The 20,697-nt window shown below is 63.0% G+C and carries 12 protein-coding genes; 3 read left to right on the top strand and 9 right to left on the bottom strand.

Features of this window, described 5'->3' with window-relative positions; all coding sequences use genetic code 11:
- Positions 1–68: 68 nt before the first annotated feature.
- The 5 genes from DYI37_RS12265 to DYI37_RS12245 form a co-directional block, all read right to left on the bottom strand.
- Complete coding sequence (locus DYI37_RS12265) at positions 69–1,925, bottom strand: TniQ family protein (RefSeq protein ID WP_280987315.1); 1,857 nt, start codon at positions 1,923–1,925, stop codon at positions 69–71.
- 56 nt (positions 1,926–1,981) lie between these two features.
- Positions 1,982–3,085 carry an ATP-binding protein gene (locus tag DYI37_RS12260; protein WP_116683558.1) on the bottom strand — a complete coding sequence of 368 codons (1,104 nt, stop codon included), beginning with the start codon at positions 3,083–3,085 and terminating at the stop codon, positions 1,982–1,984.
- Entirely contained in the window at positions 3,082–5,277 is a 2,196-nt protein-coding gene (locus DYI37_RS12255; protein WP_116683557.1) for a hypothetical protein, read from the bottom strand. Before DYI37_RS12255 ends, DYI37_RS12260 begins: the two co-directional genes overlap by 4 nt.
- 62 nt (positions 5,278–5,339) lie before the next feature.
- Positions 5,340–5,996 (bottom strand): hypothetical protein, encoded by a 657-nt coding sequence (locus DYI37_RS12250; protein WP_147307926.1) that lies wholly within the window; start codon positions 5,994–5,996, stop codon positions 5,340–5,342.
- Between the two features lie 779 nt (positions 5,997–6,775).
- Positions 6,776–7,381, bottom strand: coding sequence for a PIN domain-containing protein (locus DYI37_RS12245; protein ID WP_158555167.1), 606 nt, complete (start codon positions 7,379–7,381; stop codon positions 6,776–6,778).
- A gap of 420 nt (positions 7,382–7,801) precedes the next feature.
- On the opposite strand from DYI37_RS12245, the gene DYI37_RS20570 reads away from it, so the two are divergent.
- Complete coding sequence (locus DYI37_RS20570; protein WP_425365045.1) at positions 7,802–8,170, top strand: helix-turn-helix domain-containing protein; 369 nt, start codon at positions 7,802–7,804, stop codon at positions 8,168–8,170.
- Positions 8,171–8,800: 630 nt separating this feature from the next.
- Here the strand turns inward: DYI37_RS20570 and DYI37_RS12235 are convergent.
- On the bottom strand, positions 8,801–10,669 hold the full coding sequence (locus tag DYI37_RS12235) for a DNA cytosine methyltransferase (protein WP_116683554.1): 1,869 nt from the start codon (positions 10,667–10,669) through the stop codon (positions 8,801–8,803).
- A gap of 232 nt (positions 10,670–10,901) precedes the next feature.
- Between DYI37_RS12235 and DYI37_RS12230 the strand changes: the two genes are divergently transcribed.
- A complete protein-coding gene (locus tag DYI37_RS12230) occupies positions 10,902–11,144 on the top strand; it encodes a hypothetical protein (protein ID WP_116683553.1) in 243 nt (80 codons plus the stop codon).
- A gap of 363 nt (positions 11,145–11,507) precedes the next feature.
- Here the strand turns inward: DYI37_RS12230 and DYI37_RS12225 are convergent, their stop codons facing one another.
- The 3 genes from DYI37_RS12225 to DYI37_RS12215 all read right to left on the bottom strand — a co-directional run bounded on the left by DYI37_RS12225 (position 11,508) and on the right by DYI37_RS12215 (position 14,287).
- Positions 11,508–13,478 (bottom strand): AAA family ATPase, encoded by a 1,971-nt coding sequence (locus DYI37_RS12225; RefSeq protein ID WP_116683552.1) that lies wholly within the window; start codon positions 13,476–13,478, stop codon positions 11,508–11,510.
- On the bottom strand, positions 13,475–13,816 hold the full coding sequence (locus tag DYI37_RS12220) for a DUF6634 family protein (RefSeq protein ID WP_147307925.1): 342 nt from the start codon (positions 13,814–13,816) through the stop codon (positions 13,475–13,477). The genes DYI37_RS12225 and DYI37_RS12220 overlap by 4 nt, the downstream gene beginning before the upstream one ends.
- Positions 13,817–13,885: 69 nt before the next feature.
- Complete coding sequence (locus tag DYI37_RS12215) at positions 13,886–14,287, bottom strand: hypothetical protein (protein ID WP_116683550.1); 402 nt, start codon at positions 14,285–14,287, stop codon at positions 13,886–13,888.
- A 584-nt stretch (positions 14,288–14,871) separates the two neighbouring features.
- On the opposite strand from DYI37_RS12215, the gene DYI37_RS12210 reads away from it, so the two are divergent.
- On the top strand, positions 14,872–20,484 hold the full coding sequence (locus DYI37_RS12210; RefSeq protein ID WP_116683549.1) for a DUF3320 domain-containing protein: 5,613 nt from the start codon (positions 14,872–14,874) through the stop codon (positions 20,482–20,484).
- Positions 20,485–20,697 lie beyond the last annotated feature (213 nt).

The following is a 20,697-nucleotide window of genomic DNA, read 5'->3' as shown; positions in this document are numbered from 1 at the left end:
GCCGTTCTTGCATCATCGATAAGGGTAGTGAACTCGGCGGAGCCACATCGCAGAAGGCGAGATGCACACTACGCCTTTGTTCTCGTGTCTGGCACCGAGTTTGATTTGGGGCACAATGTGTGGCTGGCCCGCTCCCGATCGTAAGCGAAGCAACGGTGGTTCTCCGGTGTCATTGCCTCAGAGACCCCGGCCTCCCGCAATCGCTTGCGGACTTGCTTGTGATGCATGCCCGTACGCTGGCATAACTCGCCGAGCGTCACGTAGGCGGCCCGGAACCGCTCAGCGCTCTCGCGGGTGATGACCGGCACCATGCGTCGGGCCTCGGGATTGAACTGCATTTCCGACCTGAGCAGGCCACACGCCAACAGTGCTTTCGGGCTATCGCGCCCTATGCCTGGCAGGAACTCGAGGATGTCGAGCAAGGTGATGCCGTCCCCGCGCTCTTCGTTCCGGACGAGAGGCAAGACCTCGCCGACATCGACAAGCAGAGCGTCGAGTCCTTTGGCTCCGGCCAAGAGTCCCTTCCACCGAAGGGTCCCGCTGAACACAGGTTCCAAAATCTTGGACATCGTCGCTCCGGTCCGGCGCCTCGCCTTCATGACGCCGACGCGGTTGTCGGTCTCGGCGGCGACGGTCTCGGCTCCGGCGAACATCCGCTCCAGCATCCCGTCGACTGCCTGACGTGTGAACCTATGCTTTGCAAACTCCCGGTCGTTCGATCCGGTCACGGTCGGCAGGTGCCCGTCCGCGATGATGGCCCTCAGCCAAGTGAGCGGGAAGCCGGTCAGTTTTTGGACCCTCGGCGTGGACAAGGCACCCTTCAGCTCGCGGACCGTCGCCTCGATCCTTTCGGCGTCGACCGTGACGCGGTGGTCCATGAGGCCGGCGGCGAGCGCGTCCGCGCCGAGGTTCTCGCGCTCGAAGAGACGGCGCACGGTGAGGGCATGGGCACCCGAGGCATGAGCTGCGGTCCTGATCGTGTGGACAGCCTGCCGCTCAACCACGCGCCCGAGGACCTTGATGCCCGCCTTCAGGGGCATCTCTCGCATCGCGAAATCCACGAGGACGTCGCGGACGGGATCCCACGCGGTGTCGCCGGGGTCGCGCTCGAGCACGACGTAACCGTAACCGAACGTGTCCCGCGGTGCCCATACACCCCTGGTCTGCATCTGCACTGCGTTTAGGCGGCCAAGGAGCTTCTCCACCGCCGCCGGCCCGCCGGACGCATGGGCGAAGCCCTCGTCGGCCGCCGCCGCCCAGTCGGCTTCGGTCAGGGTGCTCGCCTTGACCTTCGGCGGGTGCAGGGCCGAAACACCCAAGCCCTCGCAGGCGCCGATCGCGACATAGAGGTCGAGGCCGTCAAGCCAATTCGAGGCGTCGCGCTCGCCGCGAAGGCGGCCCAGTAGCCAACGCTGGAACGGCGAGTACGGGACGGTCGGGCATCCTGCTCGGATTGCGTCGAGGTGCCCGAGGTCTTCCGCCATGGTCCCGTTGAAGTCCGGCGCCTCGAAGCGCCTACGCTCGGGTGATGCGTTCGCAAGGATGATGCCGTGCCGGTCGCAGGAGCGCACGTGAGAGACAATCCATTCTGTCCTGAGCCAGGGCCGGGCGGTTATGGGGCCCTCGAACGTCGCGATGTCATCGGCCACACACATCGGGCAATACCGGAAGTAGGTCCGGTGGACCGACAATCGGCGCAGGCGTTCGCCACAGAGGTCGGTAAAGGCCTCGTCTTTGGATCGGACGGGCGTGGCGCGGACGAGGTTTTCGGCATTTGCGCCTGCGATCTCGGCAAGATGCCGTACGGCAGGGGAGCGACCGCGATCGATATCATTCGGGTGAATCCCCATTTCGCGCAGGAAGTTGGGCATCGGGCGACCGTTGAGCGCGGCGACGCGGGACGTGAAGCTGACTGCCCCTTGCATGGGTTCGAGGGGGTGCGCCCACGCCAGGCGTCTGGTCGTAGAGGACGAGGCAGCCATCAGTCAGGCTTTACGATGAACGCCCCGGGCGGGAGGCGGACCCAGTCGTGCGCGAGGAACGGGTTCATGTCGTCGTTGCCGCGCGCATGCGAATGCTCGATGAAGGCGGTCGCGAAATGTTCCCTGGTGAGTTCCGCTGCCTCGCCGACTAAGGCTTCGTGGATACCGGCGAGGACGACCTGCGCGATGCGCGCGTAACGGTAGGCCGCGGCATGCGCGACGCGTTCCGGAATGTCGGAGGCGACAATCCCCGCGACGTCGATGTCCACCGCCGACGCCATCTCTGTCAGAATGCGCACCACAAGTCTGCGCTCTTCAGGCAGCGCGACGTCAACAAGCGGGAACTGGAAGCCGCGTCGCTCGATTTGCTCGTCGAGGCGGGCAAGTTCTGTGGTGTTCGGCATTCCGGTGAGCAGGAAGCTCACTGGCCACGTCGGGTCGTTCATGACGCCCTTAAAGGCCTTCGCGACCTTCTTGCGCTCTTTGCCCGTCGGGGTTTCCGTTAGAAGGTGCTGCGGCTCGTCGATATGGACGAGCATCACCTTGCGCAGGTGAAGCTGCTCGGGGAGCATGTCCCACACCTTGTTCTCCTCGAGGTCTTGGACGAGCGGGTATCCGGTGCCCCTCAGGATATTGTGCCCGAGCGTCTTCATGATCACGGGGCCCTTGAGAGTGACCGATACGACCGGGCACGTCTTCCCCCACGGCTGGACCCGGGGTTGGAGGTTCGGGTATTGGGCGAGGAGGTGGCGGGCGAGCGCTGTCTTCCCGGCCCCGCTTTCTCCGGTAAGGAAGAAGCAGCGTCCGTCGTCGCGGCGCCCATCCCGGCGGGAGGCGACGAGGTGCAGGAACTTGTCGAACTTGGCTTTCAGGAGGTTATCGCGGCCGCAGGCTACGTAGACGTCCTTCACGCGCTCGAGGGACCCCACGATCCTGACGGCGTCCTCGCCCAAGCCGGAGACGAAATCGTCGAGGAACTCGTCGTCGTCCGACAAATTGTCGGCGGCGTCCGCACTATCGTTGAAAGGCGCGGTGTCGGCCCCATCCCGATCGTCGTCGGTGACCTTGCGGTTCGATGGCTGGACGTTTGGCTGCCGCCTCATCCGTCATCTCCGTATGTGTTCATCGAGCCGCCGAACGGCTTGCCCTTGCCGTTCTTTTCGGGAGCGGACGGTTTGGTCTTCGGGTTGCGATGGACGACGGTACCGAAGGAGGCCTCGTCGACGGACTTGGGCTCGGACGCGTGAACGACGCGCTCTGTAGCCGCCAGCGACTTGCGCTCGGCGTGATCGACCATGGCGTTGAACTGCTTCTCGGTGTAGCCGTAGACAGGAATGCCGCAGCGCCGCATCGCCTCCAGCCCAGCTTGGTAGAAGTGGCGGTCCGCCTCAAGGCGAATCTCACGGCCCTGTTCGGCCTCTGCGCGCACGAACTCGCGCACCTGCTTGTTCACCAAGAGCAGCTTGTCGAGCGAGGACTCGACCTTGTCCGGAAACATGCCCTCGGGCGCGTGGACTTGGATGTAGTCAGTGCCGTCAGGACACCACTCGCGACCCTTCAAGCGCTCTGGCACCTCGATAAGGATCGACTTAACATCAGCCGGGTCGACAATGATACCGACCTCGGACCTACCGACCGCCCTGAAAAGTTCCTGAAGGCCTTTTCCCCTCACGAACGGCACGTTCATGAACTCGACGCCGGACGGTGAAAGCTTGCGGGTTCGGCGGAAACCGAATGCGAGCTTCATCTGCTCCTCGGTCAATTCGGGAGCCATCTCCTTCCGGATGAGGTCATTCCATGTTTTCAGCGGCGAGCGCCCCTCTAAGCCCTTGTGCTGGCGGTTGTGATAGCTATCGACGATGAAGCGCACGAGTAGGGAATGGAACTCGGCGACGGTCAGCGACGCCATCTCCTGCGCGGGGTATTCGCCTCGTTCTACGACGTTGGAGAAGGCGTATCCCGCGAAGCGACGGCAGAGCCTTTTCAGGGTCCGGAAGAATGCCTCGATCGTCCCGCGCATGCGGGGGTCCTGGTCGGGTACGCTTGTCCCCGCGCGGCACCGGTGGACGGAGGCCTGGAATTCGGCACCGAAAGCGGGACCGCCGTCGAACGCGAAGAATTCGCCGCGCCCGTACATGTGCCAGGTGCTGGTGCATCCCACGGCTGCGGCGAGAGCTGATTTATCGACGAGGGTGCTGCGCAGGGCGGTGCGCGCCGTGGCCGTCGACGGTGCGCCGGTATACAGGTGGAGGCCGACAACGCACCGCGTCGCGACGTCGATGGCCACTGTCACGGTGCACCTGACGCGGGGCATGCGCTTGCGGGCCTCGGAAGTCATCTTCTTCCAGACCGAGGACCCCTCTGCGAGCTTATGAAGGTCGACGTCCCAGTCGTCCATCTCGATGCGCTGCATCGGGTGGGTGACCATGGTGCCAACGGCTGAGAGCGCGTAGCGGCGCAAGGCCCGGTCGAGGCCTTCACGACCGGCGTCGGCCAGGAAAGGGTCGATTTCCCCGATGCGCTTGCGAACTGTCGCGGCGCTGACGCGAAGCCGCTCTTCGGGGGGGCGGCCCTTATTAAAAGGCAGCAACTCCTGCTCTATGCGGTCGCAAATGTCGCTGATCTTCGGTTTCAGCGGCGTACACCAGTGCTCGACGGCGCGTTCCATCGCCTGCCGTACGCGCGGGTCGAGCTGGTCGCGGTTCCCGCACTTGGCGTAGTTTGGAAGGAAGGAGTCCTGTCGCTCCTTTTTTTCGCGGTAGATCCTCAGCCATTTGTAGAGGCCGCTGGCGCTTGGCCAGTCGAAGGCCTTGCGCTCCCGATCCTCGAAGACGCGGCCGGGCTTGCGGCGCTCGCCGTACTTGTCGAGGTACCAGCGGTCCATCGAGTCTCGCTCTTCCGAGACGAAGGCGGCAAGCTGGTCTGCGCCAACGCCAATTCTCGGCTTGGAGAGGTCACGTCTTCGACGATGGTATCGTTGCACCCATTCCAGCTTCCAAGCGGCGTCGCGGGCATCCTCCTTCGAGCAGCGCAACATGTCCGATGTGTCGTTGCGCATGCGCAGCATCGAGAGGTGCTTTGTCCAGTGCCCCTCGTCGATGCGCATGCGGGGCGACGGCCCTCGTAGCAGCTCAGTGATCTCATCGTCGTCAATAGGGACGTAGTGGTCCTCGAAGACGAAACCCGTCATGAGTTGGAGGACGTGCCTCCCCTTGTCGGACTCGACGCAGCGGTGGTGCGCCCCGTCAATGACGATGCGATCGTGCCGCCCGAACTTGTACGCACGCCTGAACATGTCGCGTATGTCTCCTTGATTCGGTCCATCGCTAGCCTGGGCGGCGAGTCCTTTAGCCATCGTCAAGATGCGGCCGGTCGCGCAACCCGTGCGGCGGCGTCCGGCGAGACCCGGACGCCAGGCTCAAGCGAAAGGGAGCCAGACTGGAGCAGCGCGACCGCCGCGCGGTAGCCGCGGAAGCCGAAGCCGGAAGTCTCCGCCAAGTCACCGAGGACAAATCGCTGCGGCATGCAGGGCAGGGCGCGGCGCACTGCCGCAAGACCCTCTGGATCGTCGTCGAGGGCGCAGGCTACGATCGCCCGCGCGTTGGCGATCATGACGTCGTCGAGATCGAATTGCGTGACGACGCGGTAGTCGTCCGTGCTACCCGAAACAGCGTTCCGGCCGATCCCGGCGATCTTCGCGGGCACCGCCTTTCGCTCCGAGTCTTCCTCGTACTTGCACTCGATCGTCGAGACGGTGCCGCTCCGCCAATCGACCTCGTAGTCTGAGTGGTACTCCGGCGTACCTCCGCTCGGGCCTCGGTAACGAATCACCTGCTGCTCGCGCACCGCTCGAACGTCAGGGCTGGCGACCAACGAAAAGAGCACATCTTCCTCAAGGCCGCTCTCGAACCAGATGACCACCCAACGGAATGGGTCGACGATCGACCCTGTACGTGATCCGCGTTGCTTCGGTCGTGGGATCCGGTGCGCCACACTCGGCTTGATCCGTCGCAAGGGTTTTCCGGCGCGTCCATCGGCTCGAAGGTCGGTATGTGCCAGCTCCTCCAGGTGGCGCGGCCGCCCACCTCCGCGACGTGCGAGCCGATGGATCCGGGCAATTGCGCGGGCTGAGCTGCCGACAAGAAGGAACGCAAGAGTGGTTGGTGCGTGGACATGAAAATGGCTCCGGGTCACCGCCGCCGGAATGGCGACGGGAATCGACGCGGCCCGAGGGCCGGCCACCGTCTGCGCGCATCGGTCCCCGGAACGGGGAGACGCGTCAGGCGGCTATGGAGCCTTGATGTTTGGCGGGACAGGAAACGGACTGGGAAGCGATCGCGATGCTGGTTTTCATCTTACTGCCTCCCTGGTTTCGCGGCATGTTTGCCGACATGGTTTGGGTTTCGCTCTTCGCCGAGACTTCGTTGAAAAGTCTACCCAAGGGTTCCGCCACATGACCGACGATCCTCTGGCAATCAAAACCGATCGATACGTTCGATTTCACAGATCCCTCGCCGGAAGGGCCCACATGCCTGCCGCCTCGTTGCGATTGCGTTGATCTCGAATGCAAAAATTTAATGAAGGCCATTTTTTCGAAACTACCCCTCTCGATTTGGACATGAGCTTAGGTGGGGTGAATCGGTGGTTCCTCGCTCACCGATGCCACGATGGTGTATGCAAACTCGAATATTGGTCCGCCGTTTAAGCCAAGCGATCGTCGATCCAGAACGGTGTCTCAGTCGGGTCTTCCGCTCGACTTCTTACGCCGGAACCGTTTGCGGCCGGGGGAGGACCTATTCTCCGCCTTCCAGCTCTATGAGGCCGGGTAATCGGAAGTGCCTGCCGATCTGCACGAAGTCGCGAACATTCAAGGTGACGATGACCGCCCCCGCAGCAATGGCGGTTGCTGCAATCGTGAGGTCTTCTCCCGTCGCGTGCTTCCGTGATTCCGGGTGTGCGATCCAGAAGTTCCTAAGCGCTGGCGTGGCGTGCATACGCCCGCGAATTCTCGCAGCGTCCGTCGTCGGATGCAGGACTTGAAAGCGCGGATCCTCGATCAAGTCGCATAGTGCATCTTCATAAGCGTCAGCTCGATGCGAACCCGCGTTGCGAGCCCTCTCAACGCCATACTGAAGTTCGAACACCGTGCTCCAAGAGATCGCGAGTGATCCCATCGGCGCCGCTTCGATCCAGGAAACGACGCGAGGATAGGCCCAAGGCTTCTTGAGTGCCGAAACGATGTTCGTGTCGATAAGGAAGAGATGTGCCGTCCTGCTAGTCGGTTCGACGTTCTCGTGCGTCGGCTTAAGAGCGAGAGGTCGATAACGAGGCTGTGGTTTCGAAAGCTCGCGTGAGCGGCGAATGCAGATCGAGGTCTTCAAACACGTTTGAAATTGCATCTCGTAGCCCCCAATGGGTCGCGGAAAGGACAGGACATTCTCGTTTGGGCAATCGCCGATGAGTCCTGGGTTCACACGTCGGAACCTAGAATTGGTTGGACGCACTCGGTGAAGCCTCATCGACCTTCGCAGCAATGTCGATCAGGTGAGGCGATGCATACGAGAGGCACTCGTCTCGCCAGAACGGTCATCAGGAAACCATCAGTCCGGGTGCTGCATGGGTGACGTCGATGCACCCTTCATGCACTATGCAAAGGGGGCGGCTGAAGCTCGGGCGTTACGCCACAAGGATTCGCTGAGCTGCGCGTTCTCGCGCGAGGACTGGAAACTGGGCATGGAACGGGACCTTACTCGATACAAAGTGTCTACCGCCGTCGATAAGCCGAAGCCGCCGACGTCATTCCTGTTACCTGTGCTTGCATGCTGTTGAGGAAACCAATCATTTTGTTTGGTTTTGAGTCAACTCGAAATCGTACGGAGGAGGGGGGCGACACGTCGGTGACGACAGTCCCATCTGTTGTAGGGCCTGCCTCAAAGATCGACGGCGCGTCCTGTCGGGGCGCCCGGGCTATGCTGGGATTGTCCCAGGGTGAGCTGTGTCGTCTGTCGGGCGTCGGGCGAAACCTGCTGAATGATTTCGAAGCCGGAACCCGGGTGCCTCGATCTGGCAATCTGGACAAGCTCAGATCGGAACTTGAACGAGCAGGGGCCGAGTTTCTGGCGTTGACAGATGGAACGGTCGCCGTTCGAATACGCCCTGCGCGTGAATCGAAGTTCCAGACGTCATAGGTTCGCGTCGTAAGACCCGGGACGAATAACCGAAGTGCTGAGTTGTTTGTTTAGCCCGGGTTGCCTGACATACTGGAAGGCCAGTGTTCTGCGCGGCTCACCGAAGGGAAATGCAAAACCAGACGCCCTGACATCACATCACATTTTCGCGAGCGAGCGAGCTGACCTCTCAAGAGTGCCGACGAATACGGTCGAACACAAATGGGCCGGGCCCTACCGATGCATTTCGGATTGAACTCGGTTCGGCCCGACAGAACATCGATAGCGCCGTTTCGACAAGCTGGATCTGCTCCCGGAGATCTCGAACTAAGCGAAAGCTTCGACGTCGATGTTGAGGTCGTATGGTTTCTGTCAGGGACGAACCTCCTGTAACTGCCCGCTCGACTCGTAACGCTCCCCCGATCTCTATCGGTACCTCAACTCTCATAGAGGGCCGTACTGTCTTTGGTGTTTCCAAAGGTCTTTTGGCCAAGGCCCGAACCGTAAGCGGAGTCGGTCGAAGTCGATATCGTGGTCAACACCGTATTGCCCCCCGTCCTCGAACTCAGTCGTCGACGAGGTATCACGTAAGTCCTTGAGCGGTGTCCAAAGCTTGCCCTTCACCACCGACGAAGCCGGGATCCTAACGGTTTACTGAGTTTTCGCGCTTCGATTTCGTTGCGGGATACGGTTCCGGCGCATCGCCTCGTGGTAGACCTGACGCGAGGGGTCAAACTCCTCGCCCGTGAGGGCCTCCGCAATTGCGAGACCCAAATGGAACGCAACCGGGGTTGGGAAGGCGTTCGCAATCTGCCGATTGATGTCGCGAGGTTTGCCTCGGAAAGGCCAATCGGAAGGGAAGCCTTGTAAAATTGCCATCATCCTATTCGTCGGCAGGATGTCGCCGACGTGTTCGTGTCCGGGCGCGGCAATCCCCCACCGCTTTCCCACGAAACCCATCTTTTCCCATTCCTTCCGGGTGTTCGCTTGCCCGAGGTCGGAGCTCTGCTTTCGAAGACTCCCTCCGATGATCGTCGGACACACTCGGTTCATTCGGCCGAGAAGCTCCGGCGTCGGATTGTAGCCTCGCGAGCGGAGGTGGGCTTCGATGGCCATCGCGGTTGTGATCGGTTTCTCGGCATACTTGCCGATGGAGTCGAGACGACGAAAACGGGTCCAAGCAGCGGAGTCCCGGAAGGCAATCAGGATTGCGCGGCGCCGGCGCTGGGGCACTCCGAAATCGGCGCAGTTTAGAACCCACCAATCCCAGCGATAGCCCATCTGCGATAACTTGGAGAGGATTCGCGCGCGGTAGCCGTCGTTGACAGGATCCATGATGCCCGCGACGTTCTCGAGCATGACGGCACGCGGTTGCATTCGACCGACGAGCCTCAGCGCCTCGGGAAACAGGTCACGGTCGTCGTACTCTCCGTTCTGTTTACCCGCGCGCGAAAAGGGAGTGCATGGAACCCCTCCAGCGAGAAGGTCGATGGGTCCGGTATCGATCGGTTCGTAACCGATCAAGCTAGCCTCGATGACATATTGTGACCCGAAGGCAGCTCTCAATGTGTCGCAGGGTTGTGTCTCACGTTCGAGCAGACCCACATGGTGGAATCCTGCCTTCGCAAGTCCCGCCGCTTGTCCTCCACCACCCGCGCAGACTTCGAAGCACGTTAACCCGTGCTTGAATGCCGACGATACGGAGCGGATGGCCGACTTTGAAGTCGAGCTGCGCGTTCCGTCAGCGTCAACGGAACCGAGAGCTGCGTCTTCGGTTGCCCTCGGCGTTCGAGTGCGAGCTACCCTGACCAAGACGTTCGCTGCATCACGAATATCGTCGTGACGCGCCGCGCAGGCCAGCGTTTTGATCGCTGCCGAAAACTCGTGGTGTTCGGATTTCCCAACTCTGGCAGCATGTTGGTTGACCGCCGCCAAGAACGGACGAAGGTCGCGTGCTGCGCTTGAAAGGTTCGCCAAAGCCGCTTCGTCCTTAGGGTCCAAACAGGAAGCGACGTCCAAGATTCTTTCCGCCTCGGCGAGCACGTGCGCGCAGAAGGCGCGAGCGGCTTGCTCGAGTGAAGTAAGTCCATGAGGACGGATATGTGCGCGGTCTTTCGTTTCGTTCCGGACGATCAGCTTGGCGTCGGCCGCTGTTAGCTTTCTTCCGGATGCGATCTCTTTGAGCGCCCGCTCCCGGCCTTCACGCGAAGCTGCTGCGATCGTAACAGCAACGCTGGGGGCGACCTCTTTATCAAGAAGCCATTCCTGCATAGGAGCGAGAACGCGAAATGTTTTCCGGAAGTTGAGGGCGGTTCGAGGGTCGAGGCCGCATTCGCTCCGCACCCATCCCGTGAACCCGCCGCGGAGCAGAACCGCTGCCTCCTCGAGCGCTTCGCCGATGACGAATGTATCCTTCAGCCCGCGCTTGCCTATCGAGGTGACGGTACTCTTCAGCTTGTCCAGACGTCGGCCGTTCATCCGGTCATGGGCGAGCTTCTCTTCCACCGTTCTTTTCGCCATACCGATTCACTCCATCGCGTTCAGCGGGAAGCTAACTGCTGGATGTTGAAGGGTCCGGGAAAGATGAGCTTAAAATTCTAGGGATAAGCTTCCTAATTGGAAGTCTGGTTTGGGTGGAAAGTCGACCGTCGGCTTCTGGAAAGGGCCTAACCAAAAGCCGACAATCTCGCTTGAATGTCATCCGAGCCGGTATGGTATGACCTTGCGGGCGTTCGGTTAGGAAACTGCCCTGATGTTCATCGTAGACGTCATCGTCGATTTGATCGGCTACCAGACTGCAAGGATGCTCCTTCCGATTCTGAGCGCAGGATGGATCAAGGTCGCCGACCTGACCTCTGATGAGCCAGGTGGTTGGCTCGGCTGCTATCGGGACGCCGAGCGCCGTCTTGTGTTTACATCGACCATGGCAGGCTGGATCGGCGTTTTCATGTGGCTACTGATCTTAGCCATCTTCATCATAGCGACAGGCAGGTGAAGCTAGCCGAGCCGCTGATTTGAACGTCCGCTTATCGGTGTCGTGAGATCAGACCAGAACGGCTTGGAAGGGTCGAAAGCTGTCAAATGGCTTCGAGCGTTCGATTGTCGGGGCGGCGGGGCGAGTCAGGACAGGAGTGCGAGGCTATCGCTGTCAGACGACACCTACAGCGCGCAGTTCTCCGAATTTTGCAAGCAGCGAATGGACCATCGTCTTTGCGACGAGGTGGGCATAGTCGCGAAGAACAGTTGTCGAGATCCAGACGGCAATCCCGCCATTGTGTTCTCGCCGCTGCCCTTGATGAGGCGTCATTCGTCGGTCCGGCTTCCCTGAAAGTCGTGCTGATACGACGCTCAGGATCGACTACGTCGACGTCGTCGATGAAACGGAAAAGTTTTCCGATCTCTCTCGTGCCAGCTCATTGTCCAAAGCTCCAAACGAACGCAGAGCCTGAGCACACTCCTCGACCTCGTGACGTCTGGACCGAACTTCGGATCGTGCGCGCTCGAGGCATTCCGAAAGGGTCGCCGCCACCCGTCGCTTCAGGAGTGGATCGATCGACAGCAGATCGCCCGAGCGGCTCGCTGTTCCGTCGAGGATATAGACGAGATCGTCGCCCAGTCCGAACGACAACTCGATCTGCGTTGCGATGGCGGTCGCCAACTGGAGGTCGCTGCCGATCCTTCCACCGCTTCCGTCGCCGCGAGACCCAAGGATGACCTCCTCCGCGGCCGCGCCCGCCAGCATGACGACGATTGCGGCGAGATGGCTCTCCTTCGTTCGATCGAATCCCTGGTCTCGCTCGAACGTCGTCGTGCCCCGCGCCCCATCGCGCACCTTCCGGAAGACGCGCGCCCGCTTCGGCACGACGCCAGACTCTTCCGCGAGCTTCCGCCCGACGACCCAATGCCCGGCCTCGTGCACGCATCCGCGCCAGAATGCGTTTTTGGAAAGGACGATCGCAGGCGGGAGCGAGGCCTCGAGGTCCGAGATCCGCATCACACGACGACTGTCTTTCCGGGCCCGACGCTTCGCCTCCCTCACCACCTGTTCGATCTCGGCGCCGGAGGCACCCTCAATCTGATCGGAGATCTCGCTCAGATCGGCGTCCGGCAGGAGGCTCCCAAGATGGTACCGCAGGATCTTGGCGCGGGCCGCCGCATCCGGAAGGGGAATCTCGATTTGCCTGTCCAGACGTCCCGGCCTCTTAATGGCTGGGTCGACGAGGTCCGGAAAGTTCGTCGCACCGAGCACGACGACGCCCTCCCGGTCGGCGGCACCGTCGAGGCATTCGAGGAAGCCGTTGATGACCTCTCGACTGTATTGGGCGTTGTGACCGGACAGGCGTTGCCGATCTCCGAAGGAATCAAGTTCGTCAACGAACAGGATGGAAGGCGTCGACGCCTTAGCGTCAGAGAAGGCCTTCCGCATCTGTTTGAGCAGGTCGTTCAGGTGACCTGCGGCTTGCCAGGCGGCGAGCGAGTGTACGTGGATCGGCAAAGAACACGTTCGCGCAAGGGCGAGCGCGAACGTCGTCTTTCCGGTCCCGGGCGGGCCATACACCAGGACGCCGCGATCGACTTCCCGCCATCCGATCCGACCAGTCTGGTAGTCGAGCAGGTCCTCCGCGAGCGAGCGTCCCCACTCGGCGGCTTCGCCGAGGCCGTGGAGGTCGTCCAGGGACGGTCCATCCTCTCGATCTGCGTTCCGGCCCTTCGAAACGGTCGCATCTCGCGGCTCGGCGAGGGCGCCGAACCTCCCGACCGCCCTCATGACTTGCTCGACCGAGGAACCTCTGCGGAACGCGGCTTCGAGTAGATGAAGCGGCAGCTCGCAGGCCGCATTCAGATCGCGTTCGCTTGGGATCCGACCGAACCGAGCGTTGAACGCGGCGCGGATGGTTTCGACGCCGGGGTGAACGATCTCGGCGATACCGTCGGCAACCGTCTCGAACAGCGAGGGAACCTCGTCCCGGTTCTGGAACAGGACCACCTCCCTCGACTCCGCCTGGGCGTTCGAGATGAGAAATGGTTTCGCCTTGTAGGCTCGCTTGGGGTCGTGCTTCGTCCAGTCGTGAACGTGAAGCTCGGCCGCCCGTTTGCCCGCTACGCGGTAGTCCCGTCGCATCTTGTGCTGGATAGCCTCGGAGATGATTTCCACCTCTTCCGGATGAACGCCCGTCAGCGCGACGACGCCCGGATGTCCGAGCAGAACGTGGTGGAGGCCCGCACGGCGAAAGGCGCTTGTGACGACGGCTGCCGAGAGCAGTTTCCTGCCGTCACGATCCCGTTCTCGAAAGTCGCGGGCGTCGACCATGTAGAGCGGCCGCCTCATAGCGCCGTCCCCTCATCTGAGGCGGCGGGGGTGCCCAGTCGGTAGTAGCGGCTCACCGTGCGGGCGAAACCGTGGTGTGGGGCATGAACCCAAAGATCCGAAGTAATCCCGGCAGCTTGATCGCCGATCCTTGGGTGACCGGAAAAGGTGCCCGCGAGGCAGGGCGTCGGCCGAGTGGTCACGGTCCAGTCGTTCAGGATGGGTGCCTTCCGGAGTGAGGCGGGCTTTGGCGATCCCGTCGAGGCAATGCGTTCGAGATCGGCCAGAAGCCGACGCAGACGATCGAGGTGGATGTCGAGGTTCAGGAGTTCACCCGTTTCGGTGACGATAATGGTCATGGACATGAGTCCTCGTTCGCACGCACGAAGGTGCGCGACAGATGGAATGGGGAATGCTGGAGGAAGGCATCAGCCGCGGTAGAGCGTGACCCGGGTCTCGGGACCGATGCGACCACTGTCGAGGTCGATGACGACGAAGCGGTGCAGCGCAAGCGCGGCGACCATCGCTATCGCGTCGAAGCCCGGCCGACCGAGGGAGAGGCACTCCGCGAGGCTCAAGGAGCCTTCCGCGTCGAGGGCCGCCAGAAGGCGGATCCGTTCGGAAAGGGGAACGCGCCAGCGGGCGTACCGCAGGAGCTCCCTCGCGTTCTCGAGGCGGTCGCCCTCGACGTCGGAACGGCGGAGAATGCGAAGGGCCGAAGACTCGTCCCGGTTCTCGTTCGGCGGGAACGGTGGATTCTGATCGTTGTCGAGGACGAGGATGTGTTCGGTACCGTCATCTCGAAGGGCCCTGAGATCGGGCTGGACCACGGTTCCGCGGACGTCGACCGGGTCAGGTGCGCACGACCACGAGATGACGTTCAGGTCGACGTCGAGAAGGCAAGCGGCGTCACGAACGAGCTGCGTGCGGAACTGCGGGTCGCCGACGCACCGGACGGTGTTCCTCGGCTCGAACCGATGCGGGGTAGGGCATCGTCGGTCGGGCCCGGGGCGAAGGATGGCAGTGCGGATTTGGGGAGAAACGCTGGACATGGATGCGCCTGTCCTGTGCCGGGCCGCAGATCGTGCGGGCCGTGAACCTATATGGATGGGTTCGGGAGGATCAGCGTATCGATATCAGGCGAACGCAACGGGCCGAGGCACTCATCGTGCGCCTTACAATCCGGAACTCGTGCGATCTTTGCGCCATGGATGGAACAAGTAGGGAACATTCACCGGCGAGTCAATGGTGATCCGTGCTGCACACCGCGGCTGGCCTCTGTTATGCGACCTTCCGTCTGGCGAGTCGAACGAGAGCAATCATACTAAGCGCGACTTCGAAAATTCCCTAAGCCTAGGATTGAATTTGACAATCCGTTCAGCTCTAGTCTGCGATCTGAAACCGAGAGTTGCCGATGTCTGAAGCCAACAGTTCATTATATCAGAGTAGCTTGCCAATCGAGGAGAAGCTCGAGCGTGCACGGACTGAATTGCTTGATCTCTCGGCTCGTAACCGACTCCTGAACGTTCCGCGACAATCCAAATCTGCGAAATCAGTCGAAGTCGTGGATGAGCGATCGGCCGAGGTCTATCGGCTGTTAGTCAAAGAGGCCAAGGCGTTCACTTTCCTTGCAGGGCGGCCGGATCGTAACCCCGCCGATGGAAGCGAGCCTTCTTCTCCGGAAGAGGAGGAGCCGTCCGTTGACCTCTCCCTTCCCGACGATCTCGACGAGACCACTGACGAAGAAGGTCGACTGAAGCGTCACCTCGACACGAAATTGCAAACCCGGATGACGCCCAAAGGGCTTCAGAAACGCCTTCTCGATCTCTATCACGACGCCAGGACGCTGGAGGAGGAGCAAGGTGTCAACGTCCTCTTTCTGGCGCTCGGCATGCTCCAATGGGTCGATCCCAACAACAAGGAGAACATCCGGCACGCCCCGCTCGTCCTCGTCCCCGTGCGCCTTGAGCGCGGCACGGCCGGCGAGCGGTTCCGACTGCGGGTGCGTCCCGAGGACCAGACGTCGAACCTCTCGCTCGAGGCCTATCTCGACCGCGTCCACAAGCTTCGCCTGCCGTCCTTCGAAGGCGGCGACGACTTCGATCCCGACTCCTACTTCCGCGAGGTGACCACGGCAGTCTCAACGAAGGATGACTGGTCCGTCCTGCCGGACGACATCGTTCTCGGCTTCTTCTCGTTCTCTAAGTTTCTCATGTACCGGGACCTCGATCCCGAGAACTGGCCAGCGGACGGGCGCATCACCGACCAGTCCACGATCCGATCGCTCCTGTCCGACGGGTTCGATGCGGGCGAGCCCCTGCTGTCGGAGGACGAGCGGATCGACCGCCACATCGATCCGGCAGACATGCTTCACATCGTCGACAGCGACGGGTCGCAGACGCTTGCCGTCCATGACGTCAGACGCGGACGTGATCTCGTCATTCAGGGGCCGCCCGGGACGGGCAAGTCCCAGACGATCGCCAACGTCATCGCCTCGGCCGTCGCGGACGGAAAGACCGTTCTATTCGTCGCCGAGAAGATGGCAGCCCTCGAAGTCGTGAAGCGCCGCCTCGACAACGCCGGGGTTGGCGACGCCTGCCTCGAGCTCCACAGCAACAAGGCGAATAAGCGGGGCCTGCTTGAGGAGCTGCGCCGGACTTGGGAACTCGGCTCGCCGCGTAGCGAGTTCCCGTCGAGCCTTGCGGGCAGGCTCCGCGACGCGCGCGACGTCCTGAACCTTCACGCCGAGCGCATGCACGTGCCGCACGCCGCGTCCGGCCTGACGCCCTACCAAGTGTTCGGCGCGCTGACGAAGCTGAGGCAAGAGGGGCAGCGCCCGGTCGACCTGACACTCGATGGCGCGACGCGTTGGTCGCCCGACGATCTGTCGTCGCGGCGTCTGCTCATCATGGAGCTGATCCAGCGCGTCGACGAGATCGGCGTGCCCGTCTCTCACCCGTGGCATGGCGTCGGTCTCGACCTCGTCCTGCCGACTACTCTCGAGCGGCTGCTGCCGCGCATAGAGGCGCTCCGATCGGCCGTAGCGGAACTCGAGACTGAGTACGGCGAACTGGCAGCGACTTTGGAGCTGGATCCGAAGCCCTCCGCGTTCGGTGGAGCGATCGCGCTGCACGAGCGCGCGGACATCTTGGCCCGTGCGCCCGACCTACCGCCTGAGGCGTTCCGGGCCGCGGCCTGGGACGACCGGCGCGGGGCAATTGCTGACCTCGTGACGACGGGCGCGCACTTTTGGCGGCAGAGCGAATCCTTGAGAGACGCCGTCCACCCGTCGGCGCTCGACACGTCCATCAAAGGGCTGGAAGCTCAGCTCGTCTCGTTGCCACGAGACTTCCCGGCGGCCGCGTTCGACCGGGCCGCCGAGCTCGCGGACCTGCTTCCCCGCCTGCGCGCGGAGGCCGATCGGCTTGCCTCCGAACTCGGTGTGTCGGGCCCGGTCGACACGCTCGCTGCCGTCTCCCGCCTCGTCACCACGGGCGAGCGCGTCGCGGCCGCCCCTGACGCCAGCCCCGAAGCTTTCGCGGCCACCGTGTGGGACCAGGGCGTCGAGCAGGCGGGAGACCTCGCCGAAGCCGTCGAGATGCTCGAGCGTTCGCGCGCGGCGATGGGCGACCGGATCCTTGACGTGGCCTGGACGACCGAGGTCTCGGCCGCGCGGCAAGCGCTTGCGACGAACACCGGGTTCCTGAAGTCGCTCAATGGCGACTACCGAAAGGCGAAGGCACTGGTACGCTCCATCCTGCGCAACCCCGACATGCCGACAAAGGAGGTCGTCGACCTCCTCGACACGCTGATGAAGGGACAGGCGGCCGCGAGGCGCGTGCGCGAGGAAGATGCTTTTGGGCGGTTGGCGTTCGGCGCGGACTGGCGTGGCGAACGCTCGGCGTCCTCTCCGCTCCTTGCCCTCGTCGACTGGATGCGGACGCTGCGCGGCCTCGGTGCCGAGCCTCGTCTGATCGCCGGCCGTCTCGCCGAACGGCAGGTCGTTGGCGAGCACGCCGCATTGGTGCTCCGTCAAGTCGACGCCATAAAGCCGTTGCTCGAAACGCTCTGGACCGATCTCGGCACAGCAGCGGGGCCCGCGTTCGAGAACGCCGTCTCTGCCGACCGCGCACAGTTGAATATTATCGAAGCCCGAGCCCGCAACCTCGCCTGGGCCAATAGGCTCTGTCGTGAGGTCATGCTCTCCGTCCCCGAAACCGTCTCCGAGCGGCTCAGCCTCGTCGAGCGTATCGCTCAGTGGCAAGCGGCCGCTCAGTCGATCGATGAACGTGCAACACTCGGCGAGGGAGCATTCGGTTCGGCCTGGCGAGGCAAGGCTTCGGACTGGAATGCTTTGGCGGGAGCCGTCGAGTGGATCAGGGCGCATGGCGACCTTCGGCACCTCGCCGCGCGCCTACCGGACCGTGCCGTGGTCGCCGAGCGGGCCGGACGAGCTGTTGCAGCGTCCGAGGCGGCGCAGGGCAGGTTGACGGAGGTCGCTTCCTTCCTCATGGCCGACGCCCGGAGTCTGTTCGGTGCCGAGGGCTGCGCCAACGTGGCGCTCGACCGCTGCCGCGAACGGATGGAAACTTGGCTTGCCAATGCCGAGCAGCTCTCAAAGTGGGTCTCCTACCGTGACCGCGCTGACCGGGCCCGGGCGGACGGCATGGCCGTATTCGTAGACCACCTTGAGGATGGTCGCCTGTCGACATCGGAGACGCTTCCCTCGTTCGAGATCGCATACCACGAGGCGATCCTCGACGAGCTTATCCGGGTGAACCCCGAGCTCGGCCGCTTCGACGGTAACCTCCACAGCCGGCAGGTGCGCGAGTTCGCCAACCTCGACCGAGAGCGCATCAAGGCGGCGAGCCTTGAGGTGGTGCGCTCGCACCACCGACGCATCCCGCCGCGTGACGGTGGCGTCGGTCCCGTCGGTATCCTGCGCGGCGAGATGGCCAAACGCAGCCGCCATATGCCGATTCGCCAGCTCATGCAGAAGGCGGGGCCGGCCGTCCAGGCGCTGAAGCCGGTCATGATGATGAGCCCGTTGTCCGTCGCCCAGTTCCTGACGCCGGGCAAGCTTGCCTTCGACCTCCTTGTCATGGACGAGGCCTCGCAGATCCAACCTGTTGACGCGCTGGGCGCCATCGCCCGGACACGGCAGGTCGTCGTAGTCGGCGACGAGCGCCAGCTCCCGCCGACGAAGTTCTTCTCGAAGATGACCGGCGGGGACGACGAGGACGACGACGAGGACGGCGCACGCGTGGGTGACATAGAGAGCATCCTCGGCCTGTTCACCGCCCGCGGCCTGCCGCAGCGCATGCTCCGTTGGCATTACCGCAGTCGCCACCAGTCGCTGATCGCCGTTTCCAACACGCAATTCTATCAGAACAAGCTCTTCATCGTGCCAAGCCCCTACACGGCCGAGGCCGGGATGGGGCTGCGCTTCCATCATGTTCCCGACGGAGTCTTCGATTCGGGCGGCACGTCCGTGAACGCCGTCGAGGCCCGGACCGTCGCCGGGGCGATAATCCGGCACGCCAAGACGAACCCGGAGCAGTCGCTCGGCGTGGCGACGTTCTCCGTGTCACAGCGGCGGGCGATCCAAGACGAGGTCGAACTCCTCCGGCGCCTGAACCCCGACACCGAGGAGTTCTTCCACGCCCATCCGTCGGAGCCGTTCTTCGTCAAGAACCTCGAAAACGTGCAGGGCGACGAGCGCGACGTCATCATGATCTCGGTCGGCTACGCCAAGAACGCCCAAGGACACATGGCAATGCGGTTCGGCCCCCTTGGCGCGCAGGGCGGCGAGCGGCGTCTGAACGTCCTGATCTCGCGCGCCAAGCGGCGCTGCGAGGTCTATGCGTCGATTACGGATGAAGATATCGACTTGGAGCGCGGAAAGGGCGCGGGCATCCTCGCGTTCAAGCTCTTCCTCCACTACGCACGGACGGGGCGGCTCTCCATCGCGCAGGCCACCGGCCGCGACATTGACAGCGTCTTCGAGGAGCAGGTCGCGACCGCGCTCCAGGCGAGGGGCTACCAGGTCCATCCGCAGGTCGGCATCGCCGGGTTCTTCATCGACCTCGCAGTGTCCGACCCGGAACGGCCGGGGCGCTACCTGATCGGCATCGAGTGCGACGGCGCGTCGTACTACTCGTCGAGGTCGGCCCGTGACCGCGACCGCCTTCGCCAGGCGGTGCTCGAGGACCATGGCTGGATCATCCACCGCATCTGGAGCACCGACTGGTTCCAGCGGCCGCAGGAGCAGCTCGAGCGCACCGTCGCGGCGATCGAGGCGGCGAAGGCGGAGCTGGACGAGCGCATGGAACAGGGGCTTGCTGCCCACCGAGCGGTCCCCATCGAAATCGTTACCGTCGATCGAGGCGAGATCATCGAGGTTGGTCTCGGCGATGCTGTCCCCGAGGATCGCGCGCCAGCTACGGCCTACGTCGAGGCTACGCTGACCCGCCCGGGACCTTACGAGCTGCACGAGACCCCCGTCGGGAAGATGGCTGATCTCGTAGCACAGGTGGTTCAGGTCGAAACGCCCGTTCACGTCAACGAGGTCGTGGCTCGTATTCGTGACGCCTTCGGGCTCCAGCGGGCTGGGGCACGGATCCAGGCCTCCGTCGAACAGGGCGTCAAGCAGGCGGTCGCGAACCGCGGGATCATACAAGACGGTGACTTTCTTTCGCTGGCGGACACGGAGCCCACGGTCCGTGACCGGCGCGACACTCTCTCCCCAGGTCTGCGAAGGCCGGAGACGCTTCCGCCGGACGAACTGAAGGTCGGGATCCTGCGCATCGTCATCGACAACTTTGGCGCGACGGACGACGAGGTCGTGGGTGCGCTGTCGCGCCAACTCGGCTTCAAGGCTACGAGCGCGCAACTCCGGGCGGTCATCGGAATGTACGTCGAGGTTCTGCTGACCGAGGGAAGGTTGCAGCGGCAGGACCGGATGCTAACGCCCGGCACGTCGTCCACACCCCCGCCCGACCATGGGCCAGGTGCCGGGGCGTCCTAGGTCAAGGCAGATGGTTCCTCACAAAAGGCACGCGTGCTATGGCCTTCGATCGGATCCTGCCCCGAAAATTTCTGGCATTAGGCAGCAAATGCCACCAGACGCGAGGGTCCCCTCCCGCTGAAGGGAAGGCGTCCCGCGATGCCGTTGCCTCTCCAGGGCCAGCGGCCAAACACGACCGAGTGCTCGAAGTCGGCGTGACAACTCCCGACGCCT

Source organism: Fulvimarina endophytica, from assembly GCF_003403015.1.
GTDB classification, from domain to species: domain Bacteria; phylum Pseudomonadota; class Alphaproteobacteria; order Rhizobiales; family Rhizobiaceae; genus Fulvimarina; species Fulvimarina endophytica.
This window is presented reverse-complemented; position numbering and strand designations above follow the sequence as displayed.